The sequence below is a fragment of the Streptomyces sp. NPDC006207 genome, assembly GCF_040613835.1.
Classification (GTDB): domain Bacteria; phylum Actinomycetota; class Actinomycetes; order Streptomycetales; family Streptomycetaceae; genus Actinacidiphila.
The window spans coordinates 1-14,443 of the sequence record NZ_JBEXSX010000116.1 but is presented as its reverse complement, the minus strand read 5'-3'; the positions used below and the strand labels follow the sequence as shown (position 1 = coordinate 14,443).

At 65.3% G+C, this 14,443-nt stretch carries 10 protein-coding genes and 4 pseudogenes; 6 read left to right on the top strand and 8 right to left on the bottom strand.

The window, feature by feature from the left end:
- Window positions 1-162: 162 nt before the first annotated feature.
- The 4 genes from ABZ312_RS44030 to ABZ312_RS44015 all read right to left on the bottom strand — a co-directional run bounded on the left by ABZ312_RS44030 (window position 163) and on the right by ABZ312_RS44015 (window position 5,689).
- A complete protein-coding gene (locus ABZ312_RS44030; protein ID WP_500440117.1) occupies window positions 163-1,317 on the bottom strand; it encodes an acyl-CoA dehydrogenase family protein in 1,155 nt (384 codons plus the stop codon).
- 118 nt (window positions 1,318-1,435) lie between these two features.
- The gene (locus ABZ312_RS44025) at window positions 1,436-2,272 is read right to left on the bottom strand and encodes a GNAT family N-acetyltransferase (protein ID WP_500440116.1); all 837 of its coding nucleotides are present in this window, start codon (window positions 2,270-2,272) and stop codon (window positions 1,436-1,438) included.
- A 616-nt stretch (window positions 2,273-2,888) separates the two neighbouring features.
- Window positions 2,889-3,836: an RNA polymerase sigma factor gene (locus ABZ312_RS44020; RefSeq protein ID WP_500440115.1), complete on the bottom strand. Its 948-nt coding sequence runs from the start codon at window positions 3,834-3,836 to the stop codon at window positions 2,889-2,891.
- Between the two features lie 377 nt (window positions 3,837-4,213).
- On the bottom strand, window positions 4,214-5,689 hold the full coding sequence (locus ABZ312_RS44015; protein WP_500440114.1) for a ketol-acid reductoisomerase: 1,476 nt from the start codon (window positions 5,687-5,689) through the stop codon (window positions 4,214-4,216).
- A 706-nt stretch (window positions 5,690-6,395) separates the two neighbouring features.
- On the opposite strand from ABZ312_RS44015, the gene ABZ312_RS44010 reads away from it, so the two are divergent.
- A complete protein-coding gene (locus ABZ312_RS44010; RefSeq protein ID WP_500440119.1) occupies window positions 6,396-7,169 on the top strand; it encodes a GNAT family N-acetyltransferase in 774 nt (257 codons plus the stop codon).
- Window positions 7,170-7,294: 125 nt separating this feature from the next.
- A pseudogene (locus tag ABZ312_RS44005) lies at window positions 7,295-7,957 on the top strand (CBS domain-containing protein); the annotation flags it as partial.
- 604 nt (window positions 7,958-8,561) lie between these two features.
- Here ABZ312_RS44005 and ABZ312_RS44000 read toward each other — a convergent pair.
- Window positions 8,562-9,107: a hypothetical protein gene (locus ABZ312_RS44000; RefSeq protein ID WP_500364679.1), complete on the bottom strand. Its 546-nt coding sequence runs from the start codon at window positions 9,105-9,107 to the stop codon at window positions 8,562-8,564.
- 169 nt (window positions 9,108-9,276) lie between these two features.
- Here ABZ312_RS44000 and ABZ312_RS43995 point away from each other — a divergent pair, with 169 nt between their 5' ends.
- A complete protein-coding gene (locus tag ABZ312_RS43995; protein ID WP_500440113.1) occupies window positions 9,277-10,884 on the top strand; it encodes a serine/threonine-protein kinase in 1,608 nt (535 codons plus the stop codon).
- 210 nt (window positions 10,885-11,094) lie between these two features.
- Here ABZ312_RS43995 and ABZ312_RS43990 read toward each other — a convergent pair whose 3' ends face one another.
- The 3 genes and pseudogenes from ABZ312_RS43990 to ABZ312_RS43980 all read right to left on the bottom strand — a co-directional run bounded on the left by ABZ312_RS43990 (window position 11,095) and on the right by ABZ312_RS43980 (window position 12,653).
- Complete coding sequence (locus tag ABZ312_RS43990) at window positions 11,095-11,400, bottom strand: endonuclease/exonuclease/phosphatase family protein (RefSeq protein WP_500440112.1); 306 nt, start codon at window positions 11,398-11,400, stop codon at window positions 11,095-11,097.
- A 49-nt stretch (window positions 11,401-11,449) separates the two neighbouring features.
- Window positions 11,450-11,962, bottom strand: a pseudogene (locus tag ABZ312_RS43985) (endonuclease/exonuclease/phosphatase family protein); the annotation flags it as partial.
- Window positions 11,963-12,323: 361 nt separating this feature from the next.
- A complete protein-coding gene (locus tag ABZ312_RS43980) occupies window positions 12,324-12,653 on the bottom strand; it encodes a hypothetical protein (RefSeq protein WP_500440111.1) in 330 nt (109 codons plus the stop codon).
- A gap of 583 nt (window positions 12,654-13,236) precedes the next feature.
- Between ABZ312_RS43980 and ABZ312_RS43975 the strand changes: the two are divergent.
- The 3 genes and pseudogenes from ABZ312_RS43975 to ABZ312_RS43965 all read left to right on the top strand — a co-directional run.
- Window positions 13,237-13,524: pseudogene (locus ABZ312_RS43975) on the top strand (transposase); the annotation flags it as partial.
- 45 nt (window positions 13,525-13,569) lie between these two features.
- Window positions 13,570-13,710 (top strand): annotated as a pseudogene (locus ABZ312_RS43970) (IS481 family transposase); the annotation flags it as partial.
- 650 nt (window positions 13,711-14,360) lie between these two features.
- Window positions 14,361-14,443: alpha/beta fold hydrolase (locus ABZ312_RS43965; RefSeq protein ID WP_500440118.1), on the top strand; the 83-nt coding region annotated here is incomplete at its 3' end.

Here is a 14,443-nt window from a genome sequence, read left to right as displayed (position 1 = left end):
CCGGGCCGCGGTTCCTTGCGACTCGCACGACGTCTTGGCGGAACTCTTCCGGATAGGGCTTGGGCACAGCGACATCCTTCCCACCCGCCCCACAGAGCAAGCCAGTTCAGATGTCACCCGATCGTGCAGCAGACCCATTCGTTCCAGGCCGTACAGCTAGTGTCAGAACAGCTGTCGCCCGGGGGCGAAGCCGAACCGTACACGGCCTACCGCCTCGAAGAGGTCCGCGGAGTGGTTGGCGTGTTGAAGCGCGACCATGCCGTCCCGGAAGAGCCGCTCGACGGGATTGCCTCGGTAGAGGGAAGAAGAACTGCCGAGCTCGTACATGTCCAGCAAGACCTTCCTGCTGACCTGTGCAGCGTGACTCATCGCGGCACGAAGGGACGCGCGCTGCCCGAGGGTGACAGGCTCAGAGCTCTCACGATCGGTGTACATCGCTGCAGCTGCCGAGTGCAGCAAGAGCCGCGCTGCCTGAAGAGCGGCCTCCGACTGGGCGATCACCGCCTGGACGCGTGCGGATTCGGCAAGTGTCCCGCCGCTGGGCGTCTTCTTGGACACAGCCAGGGCGACCGTCTCCTCGATGGCCGCCTGCGCCATGCCCAAGACGACGGCGGTACACCCGGGAAGGACGAGCGCGGGGATGAACCCCTGGTACAGGGGACGGTTGATGCGAGCCGGCTCGTCGAAGCCGGCGGCCAGTTCGTCCGGGACGAAAGCGTCGTGAACGGCAACGTCATTACTTCCCGAACCGAGCATGCCGCTGACGTTCCAGGTGTCCTGCATCTCCCACTGCCCTCGGCGGAGTGCAAAGAGTCGGACGTCCGGCGTTCCTCGATCCGTCATACGCTGGTTGCCGTCCTCGACGACCGCGCCGACCACGGCGAGCCAGGTGGCCTGACCGATACCACTGACGATCTTCCATGTGCCGGACACGCGATAGCCACCGTCGGTGGGTACTGCGACTCCGGGTGAGCCCGAGTTGGCGAAGATGGGCTCATCTCCACTTGCCCAGATTTGGTCGCTGCCCGCCTGGTCGAGCAGTGCACCGAGGAATCCCCAGTTGGCATTCCATACCGTCCAGGCTACCGACGCATCGAGGCGACCGAGCCCCTCGTACACCTTGAGCACCGTCTCCAAGGTGGCTTCGAACCCGCCGTACTCGCGCGGGGTGAGCATGCGGAGTGCTCCGTGATCGCGCAACTCGTGAAGCAGCTTCTCGGGCAGGGCCCGGCTTGCCTCCATGTGGCTGGCAGCTGCGCTGATGGAGGGTGCCAGTCGTGCGGGCAGTTCCAACAGGCTGTACTCGTTCGTACTCATCTCTTCTCCTGGTGTTGCCATGTGCAGCGTGGTTGGCGTCGGGCACAGCGTTCTGTGGCCCGCAAGCCGATGCCGAGGTTCGAGCGGTTCGGCGTGACCGCCTATCCCCGGAGCAGGGTCACTTGCGCCACAGCCAGGTGATTCGGTCGTACATCGGCTCAAATCCTGCTCGCCGCATGTTGTGAAGCGAGGAGTTGTGTTCGCCAGGACCTTCCGCTCCGGTCTCGGCCACCAGCCACCGACAGCCTGCGGCCAGAGCTGCCTGCGCGCGGATGGCGAGTAGCGCGGACTGAGCTCCGCGGCCCCGGCTCTCCGGGAGTGTGGCTCCGCCGAACATATCGGCACAATCTCCGTTGACGAACAGGCTTCCGACGGCGGTGATCCGCTCGCCTTCCCACACGGCATATTGCTGCCAATCGGGATTGCCCACACACGACGCGGCCACGTCGATCAGGCCGGTCCCGCTCATACCGAAGGCCGCGATCATGACGGTGGCCCACTCATGGGCATGGCGAGGCTCCACTTTGGCAACGCGCAGACGCGGGTCGAGTCCCGCGATGCCGTCGTGGGCGGACTGCATGCTCTTCGTCTCGCAGCCAAGCTTGACGATCCGACCTCCGGGAGTCAGCTTCAGTTCGCCGACGATCGTTTCCCAGTCCGCCGGCAGTAGCTGCGGCGCGATCACGAACCTGCCCTGAGACACGCCTTGACTGCGGTAGAAGTCACGGACCTGCGCCAGGACGTTCACGTCGACCGGCGCGTCCGTACCGAAGCCACCGGCCCGATTGAAGAATCCACTCGGATCCTCGCGCATCGCCATCGCTTGCACGGACCCGACGCTGAACGAACCGACGCCCAGTGCCTCCCGTACCGACGCAGGCGCCCCCGTGACGAAGTCCACGTACGCCTTGATCTCGGTCTGCTCGGCCTCGCGGACCGGCACGGTGCTGCTCATGCCTGTTTCTCTTCTCATAGTTGTCTGTACAGCCAGTACGGTGAATGCGAACTCCGACGCTCTCTGTCGCGCCGGCCCACGACTGCTTCCGCGCAGCTTGCCCAGCTGTGCGTCAAGCGTTTTCGGGGCGCGCCCCTGGTTCGAGGCGCCCCTGTGAAGACGGCCCTTGGAAGTGGCCCGTGTGGGGTTCTTCGGTGCGATCCGCTGACAGTGCCTGACGCACACTGCTCACAGGGCAGTCCGCCGCAATGCACGCAGCTCCCGGACGTCGGAGGTTCGGGAGCTGTCGTTGTTCGCAGGCACACCCGCATGATGCGGTGGGGGGCGGAAAAGTTTGCTCCAGGAGCGAAGATCTTTTCAGGGAGCGCGTGGGCGGTGCAGACGCAGCTCGGGCTGCCCCTGGTTCGGGACGCCCCTGTGAAGACGGCCCTTGGAAATGGCCCGTGTGGGGTTCTTCGGTGCGATCCGCTGACAGTGCCTGACGCACACTGCTCACAGGGCAGTCCGCCGCAATGCACGCAGCTCCCGGACGTCGGAGGTTCGGGAGCTGTCGTTGTTCGCAGTCACACCCGCATGATGCGGTGGGGGTAAGTTCACTCCGGGAGCGAAGATCTTTTCAGAGTGCGCGTGTGTGGTACAAGCGCAGCTTCGTCACGCGTCCCCCAGCCAGGGACATCACCCATACGATCCCGGGCGGACAGTGGAAAGGATCCTCCGGGGGGTTGATCAGAGCGGCTTCGTAGATGGCTACTTGCCTGCTGGCCACCACGTTCCGGAGGTGCTGCTGCACGCCGATGGCCTCGTTGTTGTCCCAAGCGACCTGCAGGTAGTCGATGCCCGTCCGTTTGCTGGTTGGCCATATCACGTCCGCTTCCGATGACCAGTGGTCGGACAGCACGCAGGCGAGCTTGCCTTGTCGCGCGGACGCCAACGTGTCTTCCGCCAACTTGTGGTGCGCCGCTGTCAGAGCAGTGGCATCGTGGTGGACTTGGTCGGCAGAGCCGAGCAGCCCATCGAGCAGCTTGGAGCGCGCTTTGTGGAGCCGACTGCGAACCGTACTGACCGGCGTGCCACACACCGCCGCGATGTCGTCATAGGCGCGCACGTCGGTGAAGTAGCGCAGCATGGTCACAAGCCGCAGGTTCGGGGGGAGGTCCTCCAAGGCACTCCAAACCCAGTCCCTCATTGCATGCTCTTCGAGTATCTCCGCCGGATCGGAGGGATCGCACAACCGTTCTCGGGTGACGGCCTTCACAGGTTCGGCCATGGGTGTGGCCGACATTTTCCGCAGCTGAGCGCGACAGGTGTTGCGGACCACCATTCGCAGCCATGGGCCGATGGCGTTGGGGTCTCTGACGTCGCCAATGCGGCGCAGGGCGATGATCGCCGCCTCCTGCACGGCATCTTCGGCGTCCTGGCTATGGCCAAGCACGGCCAGAGCGACGGCACGCATACATGCCTGATGCCTGGCGAGAAGCAGGCCAAGGGAGCCGGCGTCGCCTGCTTGGGCGGCGCGTACCAGCTCGGAGTCCTGGGGCGCTCCACCCACCAATTGATCAGTCATTCGCAGAGTATACCGGAGAGCTTTACGCGGACCTTCTGGACAATTAAGCGGACGATCACCTGGGTATGGTATGCGATGTGTGGGTGATCCGTGTTGTGTCGTGTTCGCGATGTGATCGTTATACTCACACCCCTGCCCCGTCACCGCACCCAGCTTTGAAATCCGGGCCTGTCACGGCTGATCGGTAGCCCTTTCCAGCCTTCGCCGGATCATGGCGGTGTTGCTACCCTCCGACGTTTATGGGAAACCGATTCCGAGCGGCGCCGCCCTATTTCACCTTGCCCTCGTGTGCTGCGTGCAGAACACGAGGGCACTGAGGTCTCTCGGCGACCGCACAGCCGCCCGCGACCCACGCCAAAGGCGGCAAACCGTCGACGTCAGGCGACGAAGATGTCGAGCGACGGGCGCATCTTGGCGCAAACGCTCAGGATGTCGTGTACGACGTGGCCTTCGAATGAGTCGAACGCAGTCGGGTCGACCTCCTTGCTGTCTACCGCAGGGTAGGCCGTCTGAGTCAGCAGGTAGTCGAATCGAGGCGCCCACTTCCGTGCTCCCAGGCGGGCCGTGGTCGAGCAGTTGTCGACCATGTACGCAATGCCCCGTGCGTGCATGTAGGGGTTGAGGGAATCGACGGCCTCGATAACCGACTCGTTGGCGATCTCGGAGTACGGGTGGTCCTGCTCCATGAGGAAGTCGACCTGGGCCATCATGACGCCGCAGAAAACGCCGGCGGTGAAGGGGTTCAGGGGTGCATCATGGTCGCCTCGTTCGGCCCGCACCTGCTGACCTACCCGCCACATGTCGGCCCGGTCGATCCGGCCCATGGGGAACCGGGACAGGCGCTGCCCTGCGAGGATGACGCTGCGGATCTCGTTCCCCAGGCTCACCTCGTCGTAGATCTCGGCGATGAGTTCCATGCCTACCGGGTAGGCCGCGGCGTAGGCGTCCGCGAACTCGGCCTTGCCCTCGGAGTCGAGGTGCTCGTAGACACCGATGAGGCCCTTGGTGGAGATGATCGTGGAGATCGGTCCGGTGACGCTCTCCACGGAGTGGCGGTAGGCGTCGGCGCCGGTCATCCCCTGGCTGATGTAGCGGCGGTACAGGCTCTCCACGATGCCGTGCACGCCGGCGAGCAGGATCGCGCGCTCACCGGTGAGGTCGGACAGGTACTCCGACTCCAGCGTTGTGCGGAAGGTGAAGGGGGCGCCCAGTGCGACCGACCAGCCCAGCGCCCGCTCTACGGCCCGGCCGCTGACGTCCTGGTGCACAGCAAAACTGGCGTTGATCCCAGCCCCGTTGACGGTCGCGCCCTGCACGTACAGCGCGCGCACCGAGGGGCCCATGCCCTTGGGACACACCGCGATGACGTCCACGCCGGGAGGGAACTCCTCTCCGACGGCGGAGAGATGGCCCAGCAGGAAACCGTGCGAGAGCCCGAGGGTGGCACCTGGACGCAGCGCTTGGAACACCCCGCGGAAGAGCTCGGCCTGGGCGGCGTCGGAGATCAGCAACAACACCATATCCGATGCGGCGATGACCTCGAACATTTCGCCAAGAGTGCCGTCTTCCTCGGTGAACCCTGCTTCGCGAGCCGCAGCCGCGGAGGACGAACCGGTTCGTAGACCAACCACGACCTTCACCGCGCCGTCGAGGGAGTCACGCAGGTTCTGCGCCTGGGCCGGGCCCTGGGAACCCCAGCCGATGACGGCTATCTGGTTGACCCCTTCGAAAGCGGCGGGCAGCCGTCCGAACAGGTGCCGACCACCTCGGACGATCGTTTCCTGCTGACCGCCAAGGGTGATGTGCTCGGTGTCAAAGACAGCGCTGGTGAAGGCGAGTTCCGCCGATGGCATGGCTCTGTTCCTCTGTGCGGTGGTGTGAAAGCGGGAATGCACCTCTGCCCGAGCGTTGGCTGGCTGCCGGAGGGCTCGATGCTCTTGATCACCGGGCGGTCAATGGACCGCCGGGACCTGTGTTTCGACCACTGTAAGAAGCCGTCGCCGGAAGCACGTAGAACACGAGCGCCACAACCGGTGCCGAGTCAAGGGCCCAGCATGGCGCGCGCCCGCCACCCCGAACGGTTCTTGGGCCCGGACCGCCACTCCATGCCCCAGTACGACGCCGCGCGTCGGCCCCACCCAGGCTGGGCTCAACCCGAATACCCATCAGGAGACGCATCGCAAGACGCCGCGGCAGGAGCGGATGGCCTTCTCACGGCACCCGGGAACTGCGTACCAAACGACATATCCCCTCGAGGCGCAGAAACGACTTGGTGCGCGCCGCGTCGCGACGACGGCTCTCTGCCAGCGCGTTCACCCGTAGGCCGGCCTCGCCATATCCGGGCCTGCTGGCGCCCACGTTCTATCCGCACCCAGGCACGACGTGATGGGTTGGAGCAGTTCCGCGCCGAGACTCGGACGGCAGCTCCCACGGGGACCGCCGTCCCTCTTCCTCGTGCTCCGACGGACGCATTCGTCCTGCCGCAAGGCGGCTCTCCCGCACGAGTCCTGGCCGGCAGGCGCGGCGCTCCGACCGACGCTCAACTCCCTGAAAGTGGACATGACACCGATGAACGACCCTCTCCGGCCGGTCGTGTATGCCTACACGACCGTCTTCGAGGTGCTGTCGGCCGTTGCAACCGCCTGCAACAGACGACACCCCGATGGCACTGTCCTGGCCGTCTCGGGTGCGCCGGTAGCCTCGCTCAACTCGGTCATCAGCCCCAACCTCGAACCGAGCCCGGAGACCATCGAGGAGATGGCCGCCGGCGCCGGGCTGGCGGACCTTCCCTGGAGCATCAAGGTGCGCGGCATACCGGGACCGCGCGTCACGGAGATGGCGGCTCGGCACGGCCTGACCTCCAGCACCGCGCAACCGCTCATGATCAGGCGGCCTGACGCCGGAGCACCGTTGCCGACGATGAACGACTCCCTGCGGATGCTTCGCGTACGCGACGACGAGCTCGACCTCTACGTGACCGCGCTCGCGGAAGGCTTCGGCGTACCGCGCGAGGCGTTCGCCATGTTCGCTGCCCCAGAGCTGTCGAAGGTGGAGGGGATCACCCACTACCTGGCATGGGTCGACGGCGTTCCGGTGGGGACGGGAATGGCCGCGGTCTCGGGCGATCTACTGGGTGTCTTCAACATCGCCGTACTGCCGGGCCACCGGCGACGAGGCAACGGGCAGGCCATCACGACCGAGATCGTCCGCGCGGGGCACGAGGTCGGCGCCGCCACCGCGTACCTGTACTCAAGCATGATGGGTGAGCACGTCTACTCGTCGGCGGGCTTCCGTGTTGCGGAGATGCTCACTACCTTCACCGCACCTACGTAGGAGGCACCCGGCCGGGGGCCACCCCGGACCGCCGGAACATGTCAGGGAGACCTTCATTGGGGAGCCTGCCTCAGGCCGACCTCACTCTGGTAGTCCGCACCGACTTCTCCGACCAGGCGGCCTGGCAGAACATCGCGCTCGCCGTACCCGAGCGTGCCGCGCTGCTGCTCGGCCCGCCGCTGGTGAACGTCACCCGCGCGCTGCGCCCGGTGGCCTTCGGCATCAACGCCTTCGCCAACACCCTGCTGCGGCTGCTGCGCGTCGAGCCGAAGAACGAGGTCGCGGCCGTCTTCACCGACGACGGACTCGCCCGCCTGGTCCAGGACTCCAGCGCCGCCGGCCTGCTCGACGTCACCGGCGGCGAGCGCCTGCGCGACGCCCTGGAACTCGGCAGCCGTCCGGTGGGCGAGATCCTCGTACCGGCCGGCCGCATGGTCACCGTCGGCGAGCGGGTCACGCCAGACGAGCTGGAGCGGACCACCGCCGCGTCCGGCTACTCCCGCCTGCCGGTCACCGGCGCCGACGGCGGCGTCCTGGGCTACCTCCACATCAAGGACACCCTCGGCGCCGCCGAGCGCGACCGTCCCTACCCCCGGAGCGCCTTCCACCCCCTCATCCGGCTCCGCCCCACCACCCCGCTGGACGACACGCTCACCGCCCTGCGGGCCGCGGGCACCCACCTCGCCGCGGTCACCGGGAGCGACGGCACGCTCCTCGGCTACGTCACGATGGAGGACGTCCTCGAGGAACTCCTCGGCCCGGCCACGATGGCCGAAAAGGCGGCCTGACCGCGTAGCCAATCCACCGAGCTTGCCCGCTTGCAACCGCAGACCAGCAGCTATGTGGGGGACAGCCCTTGGTGCAGCGTCAGAAGTGCCGCCGGGCCGGCATCGACGACAGAATTCGGCATACCGTCTGTGCGGTACGACTACAGCACGCGTCCTGCCGGCCGATCCACGCCCCGTTCCGGCGCGGGACCGGCTGCAGGTGGCGCAGAAGTACTATTTACGGGCCAGTCGGGCTGGCTAGTGTCTAATGACGTGTTGTTGAATTTCGGCGCTTGTCGAACTCTCGATGGCGGCGCAAAGAAGGCGGATGACGCGTATCCGGAGGCTGCACCCTTCAGAACGCCGGACAACTCTCGCGCGTGACACAAGATGAATGCAGGAAGAGCACGATCCGCGGCACTTCTCGCGGTGAGTGCCGGCGGCAGGGGCATATGACGACGGAAAGCTTTGCTGGCGAGGCTCCCCGCCCTGGAGCCTCGGATCCTCCGTGCCACCCTGCTGACGCTGACCACCGGCTGGTCCGGCGGCCACGGTCCTGCCCTCCGGAGGCAAGGAGCCGCGGGTGTTCGTCGACCCCATAGCCGACACCGTCGCGTCGACAGTTTCAGCCTCGCGGACCGGACTCGCCCCATCCGGCAGATTCAGGCTGGTCATGGATCCGGATGCCTCGCCCCACGAGGAGCGTTGCAAAGCCACCTCTTGCATGGCTGAAGCCTTGGGTCGCGGAGGATTCAGTGACGTACGGGTTCTTGACATGCCCGAAGCTCTCCAGCCTGCTCAGGGTCACCTCGCAGGTCCGCCACCGGCTCTCACCGTCCTGCTGTATGCGCAGTACGAATCGGCGCTGGACGAGCAGACGCGAGAGGCACCGCCCCTCCCGCAAGCTGAGTGGGATCGCAGGTGGCACGGTCAATGCACCGCAAAGTGCAAGGCGCCCGTGCCCACGCATCTGCTGGCGCTGCGCAAGGCGCACGGAGTTGTGCCACTGGACGTCGTCCTCCGGAACGATCTCGAGGCCGGCCACTTCGGCAGGGCGGAACCCGACGTGCTCACCGCCCTCCTCAAGAAGCTGGGGTTGCTCTTGGCCTGCGACGGATCCCTTCAGCTCGAGACCCTGCGGGCTGACGCTGGAGGGGTCGGCCTGGCTCAACCCGAGCGAATCCTGGGCGAGGACGGCAGCGTGCCGTATGAGGTGGTAGGCCCTGTTGTCGCCGGCGAGGTCGTAAAGCGGCTCTGGGCGCGACCGCTCCTGAGGCCGGCCGGAGGTGCAGGTTGTCGCCGTTTCATGATCCCCGCCGACCGGCGAAATTTTTCCACGGATGACCAAGGAGTATCGCGCAATGTCCGACCTCGGACGCCTGGTGGCTGGGCGGTATCGGCTCGTCGAGCTACTGGGCCGCGGCGGCATGGGTACCGTCTGGCGGGCCGATGACGAAATGCTCGGACGCCTGGTGGCTGTGAAGCGACTGCACCCGCCCCATCTGCAATCCGAAGATGAGGATGTGGAAATGCTTTTCGAGCGAACGCGGCGAGAAGCTCGCAGCGCTGCTCGAATCAGTCATCCCAATGTGGTGGTGGTGCACGATGTGGTGGAGGACGAAGGTCTGCCATCCATCGTGTTGGAGTACGTTCCGGCGATCACATTGGGTGATCTGCTGAAGGAGCGCGGGTCATTGACGCCGGTGGAGGCGGCGCGAATCGGCCGGGAAATGATCGCGGCATTGCGGGCGGCCCATGCGGCTGGGGTGCTGCACCGGGATGTAAAACCGGGAAATGTGCTGTTGTCGGATACCGGCCGCGTGGTGCTGACGGATTTCGGTATCGCACAAGCGTCGGGCATGTCGAATCTGACGCGTACCGGTGAGCTGATCGGGTCGATCGACTTTCTGGCACCAGAGCGATTGACGGGGGGTGCGCCCGGTCCTGCGGCAGACCTCTGGTCACTGGGGGTGACGTTGTTCCAGGCGGTAGAGGGGCGCTCGCCGTTCCGGCGGAACACGGCCATCGAGACGGCGTACGCAATCGCCACCGATGAGATACCTGTAGCGGGCCGTGCGGGCCCTTTGGGATCTGTGATCGCAGGGCTGCTGGTACGGGAACCGGAAAGACGGCTGTCGGCGGATGAGACAGAGCGGATGCTGCACGCCCCCACCCTCAAGGCCGAGAGCGGGGCGGAGACGGTGATCGGGTCGCGGGGCGCCCTGACGTCGCAGGTCACCGGACCGTTGCCTGCATCGCTGCCTAGGTGGCGCGTGGTCCGTCGCCCCGTGAACCGTCGGGGTGCCCCGCTGTGGATCACCATCAGCGTAGTGGTGGCGGCCCTCGCCGGGGGTGGGCTGTACGTCGCCCTGCACTTCCGCGGCGTGCCTCAAGGCGGCGCCGGCTCACTCGCGGCCACACCCGCTCCCGGGTCTCCCGGCAATCGGCCCGTCACTCCAGCTACCGCTTCTTCTTCCGGCTCGTACAGCCCGCCTCCACTCCCTGCGCGCTACCACCTGGCCGAGGAGCCGGATCTCGGCTTGGCCATTCCCGTGCCCAACGGGTGGAAGCGTAAGGTGATGAGCAATGACGGCCGGCAGCTTGTCTACGTCGATCCGTCGGGACTGGTCGGGCTGCGCGTCGCCTCGCTCGACTTCGCGGGCCCCGATCCGCTCCTGCATCTCAAGGACGTCGAGACGCAGATGACCCCGGACACGGATGCCTACAAGCGCTTGCGCATGCAAAACACCCAATGGCGAGGGCGGCCGGCAGCAATATGGGAGTTCACCTTCCAAGGTAAGACCCAGGAATTCCACGCGATCGATATCGGCTTCGGGCAACCCGGAGAGCGCGAGATCACAGTCTATCTGTCCGCGCCGTCCGACCAGTGGGCCGACGACCAGGCGATCTTCGACACTGCAGTGGCTGGACTCCGCCTCGACGAGTAGTGCTGGCGTGGCCGGCAACCTCCGTAGCGGGGTACGCATGCCGCTGGCCGGCCACGTCTGCCCGATATTTCGGGTGGAGGCGGATCCTCTGGTCCGAGGGGTGCGGGGGTCTCCGAGGTCAATGCCGAGGGCGACGGCGGACTGGACGAGTTATCTGCGGTGGCCGCCCCCGGACCTTGCGCATCCACGGATGCCGGGCGCCCGCCGACCTCATGTCCGGTCAGTGACCTGGTCATTTGCAGGGAGTAGCGCCAGTTCCGCGACGACCGCCCGATGGTCCGTACCCGGCACGGTGCGTTCGCCGGCGGATACGCCCACCAGGCCCGAGCCGTGCAGCACGTGGTCCAGTTGGATCAAGGGCGGGACAAGAGCACGGCCGACGGGCCACGTGCGGGCCAACCCTTGACCGAGTTCGGCTTGGGTGTCCGTGAGCCCGGCCGCGAGCAACTTCCGCATCGGGCTGTGATCGAGAGAAGCGTTGAAGTCGCCTAGAAAATACGCTGTCCGGGTCGGCATGCCGGGCCAGGGTGGCAAGGGCGGTCATGTCCCGTGTCCAGCGCTGTGTGTCTCCGAGCGGGTAATAGGTATGAACAGCCACGAAATTCACCCTGCGTCCGCCAACCGAGACCTCGGCAGTGGTCTGGGGCCAAGCGGTATCCACATGCGTAACGCCGCCGTGAGACAGCGGGTGTCGTGAGTAGATCGAGGAGTCGTACTCCGCGTGGAGTTCTTGGTAGGGCATCACTCCACCAAGGCCTGCCTTGTCGAGTGCGCTCTCACCTCCCGACGACATCTGCTCCACAACCAGCACATCGATCCGCTCAGTGCGGACCAACGCCACCAGCGCGTACGCATCGACGCGGCCGCCATTGGCGTTGATGGTTACCACGCGCAAGTCAAGGGATTTCGGCGGCACATGCCTGCGCTCAGGTATGAACCGTGGTGCAAGCAGCACTACGTGGACGATCACCAGCGCCGCAACGACCGCCACGACCCATCGGGACCGCAGAGCAGGGACGGCGGCCGTCGCGGCCAGCACCAGCACACAGAGGACGGTCGAGTAGGGAAAGAGCACCATGGGTATCGCGAGCGGCGTTCCCGCGTCGCGTCCCGTCAGCCGAACGACGAGCAGAGCGGCGGGTGCGGCAATCGAGATGCCCCAGCCCAGCGACCCCCACGTTCGTCCGCGCCGACCGGATGACCGCCGATCCGAATCACGGGGGACGTCAGAGACCGTGCTTTCCATGGATTCCTACTCCTGGGTCTGCCCGGCGAGATGGTTCGTGATCACCGGTTCCCACCACGGCCGGCACTTCATCCATCCTCACCGGGTCCTCGACGGCTCCCCGGACCCGCGGGCGAGCCGGCAGTCCGGCCGCCCACGTCCTTGACACCGCTACGAGCCTGCGCCGTCCAGGTTGCGCACGACGGCTCACTTGTTACGGCTGGTAGACCTCCTCCATCGCGATGACCTGGTGCTTCGCGTTGACATCGAGGTAGAACTCGTGAGTTGCGAGCGCCTCCTTGTTCTCCACCAGCCAGCTCGAACTCACCGTTTCCGGGGTCGAGCTGGTCGAGGTCTCCTTGAAAACCCTGATGGACGCGTTGGAGTCGAGGGTGTACGACTCGGCCGGGCCGGGGGTGTACTCAATGTCCTCGATGACGCTCTCGTCCACCTTGCAGGTGTCCTGGGTTACGTGCACGGTGACGACGCCCTGGGTGGCCTCGACCGACTGCAGCCCGAAGAAGTTGTCGTAACCCGTCTTCACGGTGCACGCCTTCAAGATGTCGTCGGAGTCGCCGGGAACGCTCGTCGAGGCCGAGGGGGTGACGCCGGACGCGGCATCGGCCGAGGACGAACCATTCGCTGCCGCACTAGAGGTGGTACCGGACGATCCGCACGCGGTCGTGAGGAACGCGACGGCGAGGCCGATAACGACGGCGGTGGCTTGACGACGGTTGCTGGGCATACTACACCTTCTCAGTTTTCTATCTTTTCAGTGGCTGTGCCGGCGCCGCAGGAGAAATTGAACCAGAGCCAGGAATTGCTGCGTCGAATTCACGCGTGCACATAAACCGCGTGGCGCCAATCAGGCTTCAAGCGCCGGGCACTGCGCAAACAGTAGGTCAGCGCTGACGTCAGGGGCAAATGGAATTTGAGCGTCAAGCACATGCCGAGCATCCGACCAGACTTCCGCCAATTCCTTGAGATGACAGCCTCGTTCATGCTGCTGGGCGACGTCCAACCAGCGGATGCGGTGGCTCCACATGGACCCAGGAAAGAATATGCCTGCCAAAATGCCGACGGACTGACGGTCATAGTGACCTGCCGAGGACTCATCTGTTACCAAACGAGGACGGCTGCGCCTTCGTGTGTGGGACACCAGGGCCGGCACTGTCGAACTGGCCATCCCCGAGCTACGGCGGGGTAGTTACCTCCCGTACGGGCTGCTGGAACGCCACCGTCGGGCCGAACAGACTCTGATCTCGGTTGTGGCCACTGCCTACCTGCTGGGCGTGTCCACTCGCCGGGTGGGCTGGCTCGCCGAGCCCCTCGGCGTGACACAGCTGAACAAATCTCATGTCAGTGTGTCGCGGCATCTGGACGAGCAATTGGCCACGTTCCGCCGGCCGCTGGAGCCCACGGCCTGTCCGAGGTCCAGTCCGTCGTCTCCGAAGCCGACGCCCCGCAGCCGGCGTCTGAACGGCAAGTTCGAACGCTCCCACCGCATCGACGCTGAGGACTTCCACCGACTATTCGACGGCGTCATCATCGACGACGCCGAGGTCTTCAACGACAAACTGCGCGAGTGGGAGGACTCCTACGCCTCGTGCAGAATGCCACGACTCAGGTCTGATCGATCAACATCAGTGACGCACCGACAATGCCCGATAAAAGCGAATCAAATCCAGGCCCCTATTTCTGCGGATTCATACGCCGGTTGCACGACGGAGCTTTGCTCCATCGAGGTGAACATTCTCGCGGGCTAGCAGATCCGCGTCGGCCGACTCGACAACTTGCCGTAGCTTAGAATGCCAGGTGCGCGTTAGGGGCTTTCGTGGCTTCGTCGCCACGTGAGCAACCGCTACAGGAGAGGTTGCGTCTACCGTCTACGTCCGGGTCTCGATGGCGGTCAACGGTGAACACCAGCAAAAGCGTTTCCAGAAGCGTCAGTAGTCGTGGAATCACGAAACCCTGTGGAGCTGCCATCTCCCGGCGGGGCGAGCATTCGATGCTGCTCACCTTGCGTCGCACTTCCCTGCGTTGGCGATCCCACACCCTCGCGCAACAGGGCTTCGAGATACGACGAGCGTCGCGTCATGTCCGTCGCTGGCGGTAGTAGGCCGTCATGACTAGAAAATGGCCGCCAAGGAGGTGGCGCGCTCCTTCTGTTCTCTTGATCACGTATCAAACTAGCCTGACTGCGTCGGCGTTTTTGCCGGCGTAAGTTCAACCAAGAGAAAGGAACAAGTCGATGCCTACCATCACTACCTCGGATGGCGTTGAGATCTTCTACAAGGACTGGGGTACTGGTCAGCCGATCGTCTTCAGCCACGG

What these genes read in the sequence shown, in the direction of transcription:
- ABZ312_RS43995 (WP_500440113.1), top strand. Translation starts at nt 9,277, where the DNA reads ATGACCAAGGAGTATCGCGCAATGTCCGACCTCGGACGCCTGGTGGCT.
- ABZ312_RS44020 (WP_500440115.1), bottom strand. Translation starts at nt 3,836, where the DNA reads ATGACTGATCAATTGGTGGGTGGAGCGCCCCAGGACTCCGAGCTGGTA.
- ABZ312_RS44030 (WP_500440117.1), bottom strand. Translation starts at nt 1,317, where the DNA reads ATGAGTACGAACGAGTACAGCCTGTTGGAACTGCCCGCACGACTGGCA.
- ABZ312_RS44025 (WP_500440116.1), bottom strand. Translation starts at nt 2,272, where the DNA reads ATGAGCAGCACCGTGCCGGTCCGCGAGGCCGAGCAGACCGAGATCAAG.
- ABZ312_RS44010 (WP_500440119.1), top strand. Translation starts at nt 6,396, where the DNA reads ATGACACCGATGAACGACCCTCTCCGGCCGGTCGTGTATGCCTACACG.
- ABZ312_RS43990 (WP_500440112.1), bottom strand. Translation starts at nt 11,400, where the DNA reads ATGCCGACCCGGACAGCGTATTTTCTAGGCGACTTCAACGCTTCTCTC.
- ABZ312_RS44015 (WP_500440114.1), bottom strand. Translation starts at nt 5,689, where the DNA reads ATGCCATCGGCGGAACTCGCCTTCACCAGCGCTGTCTTTGACACCGAG.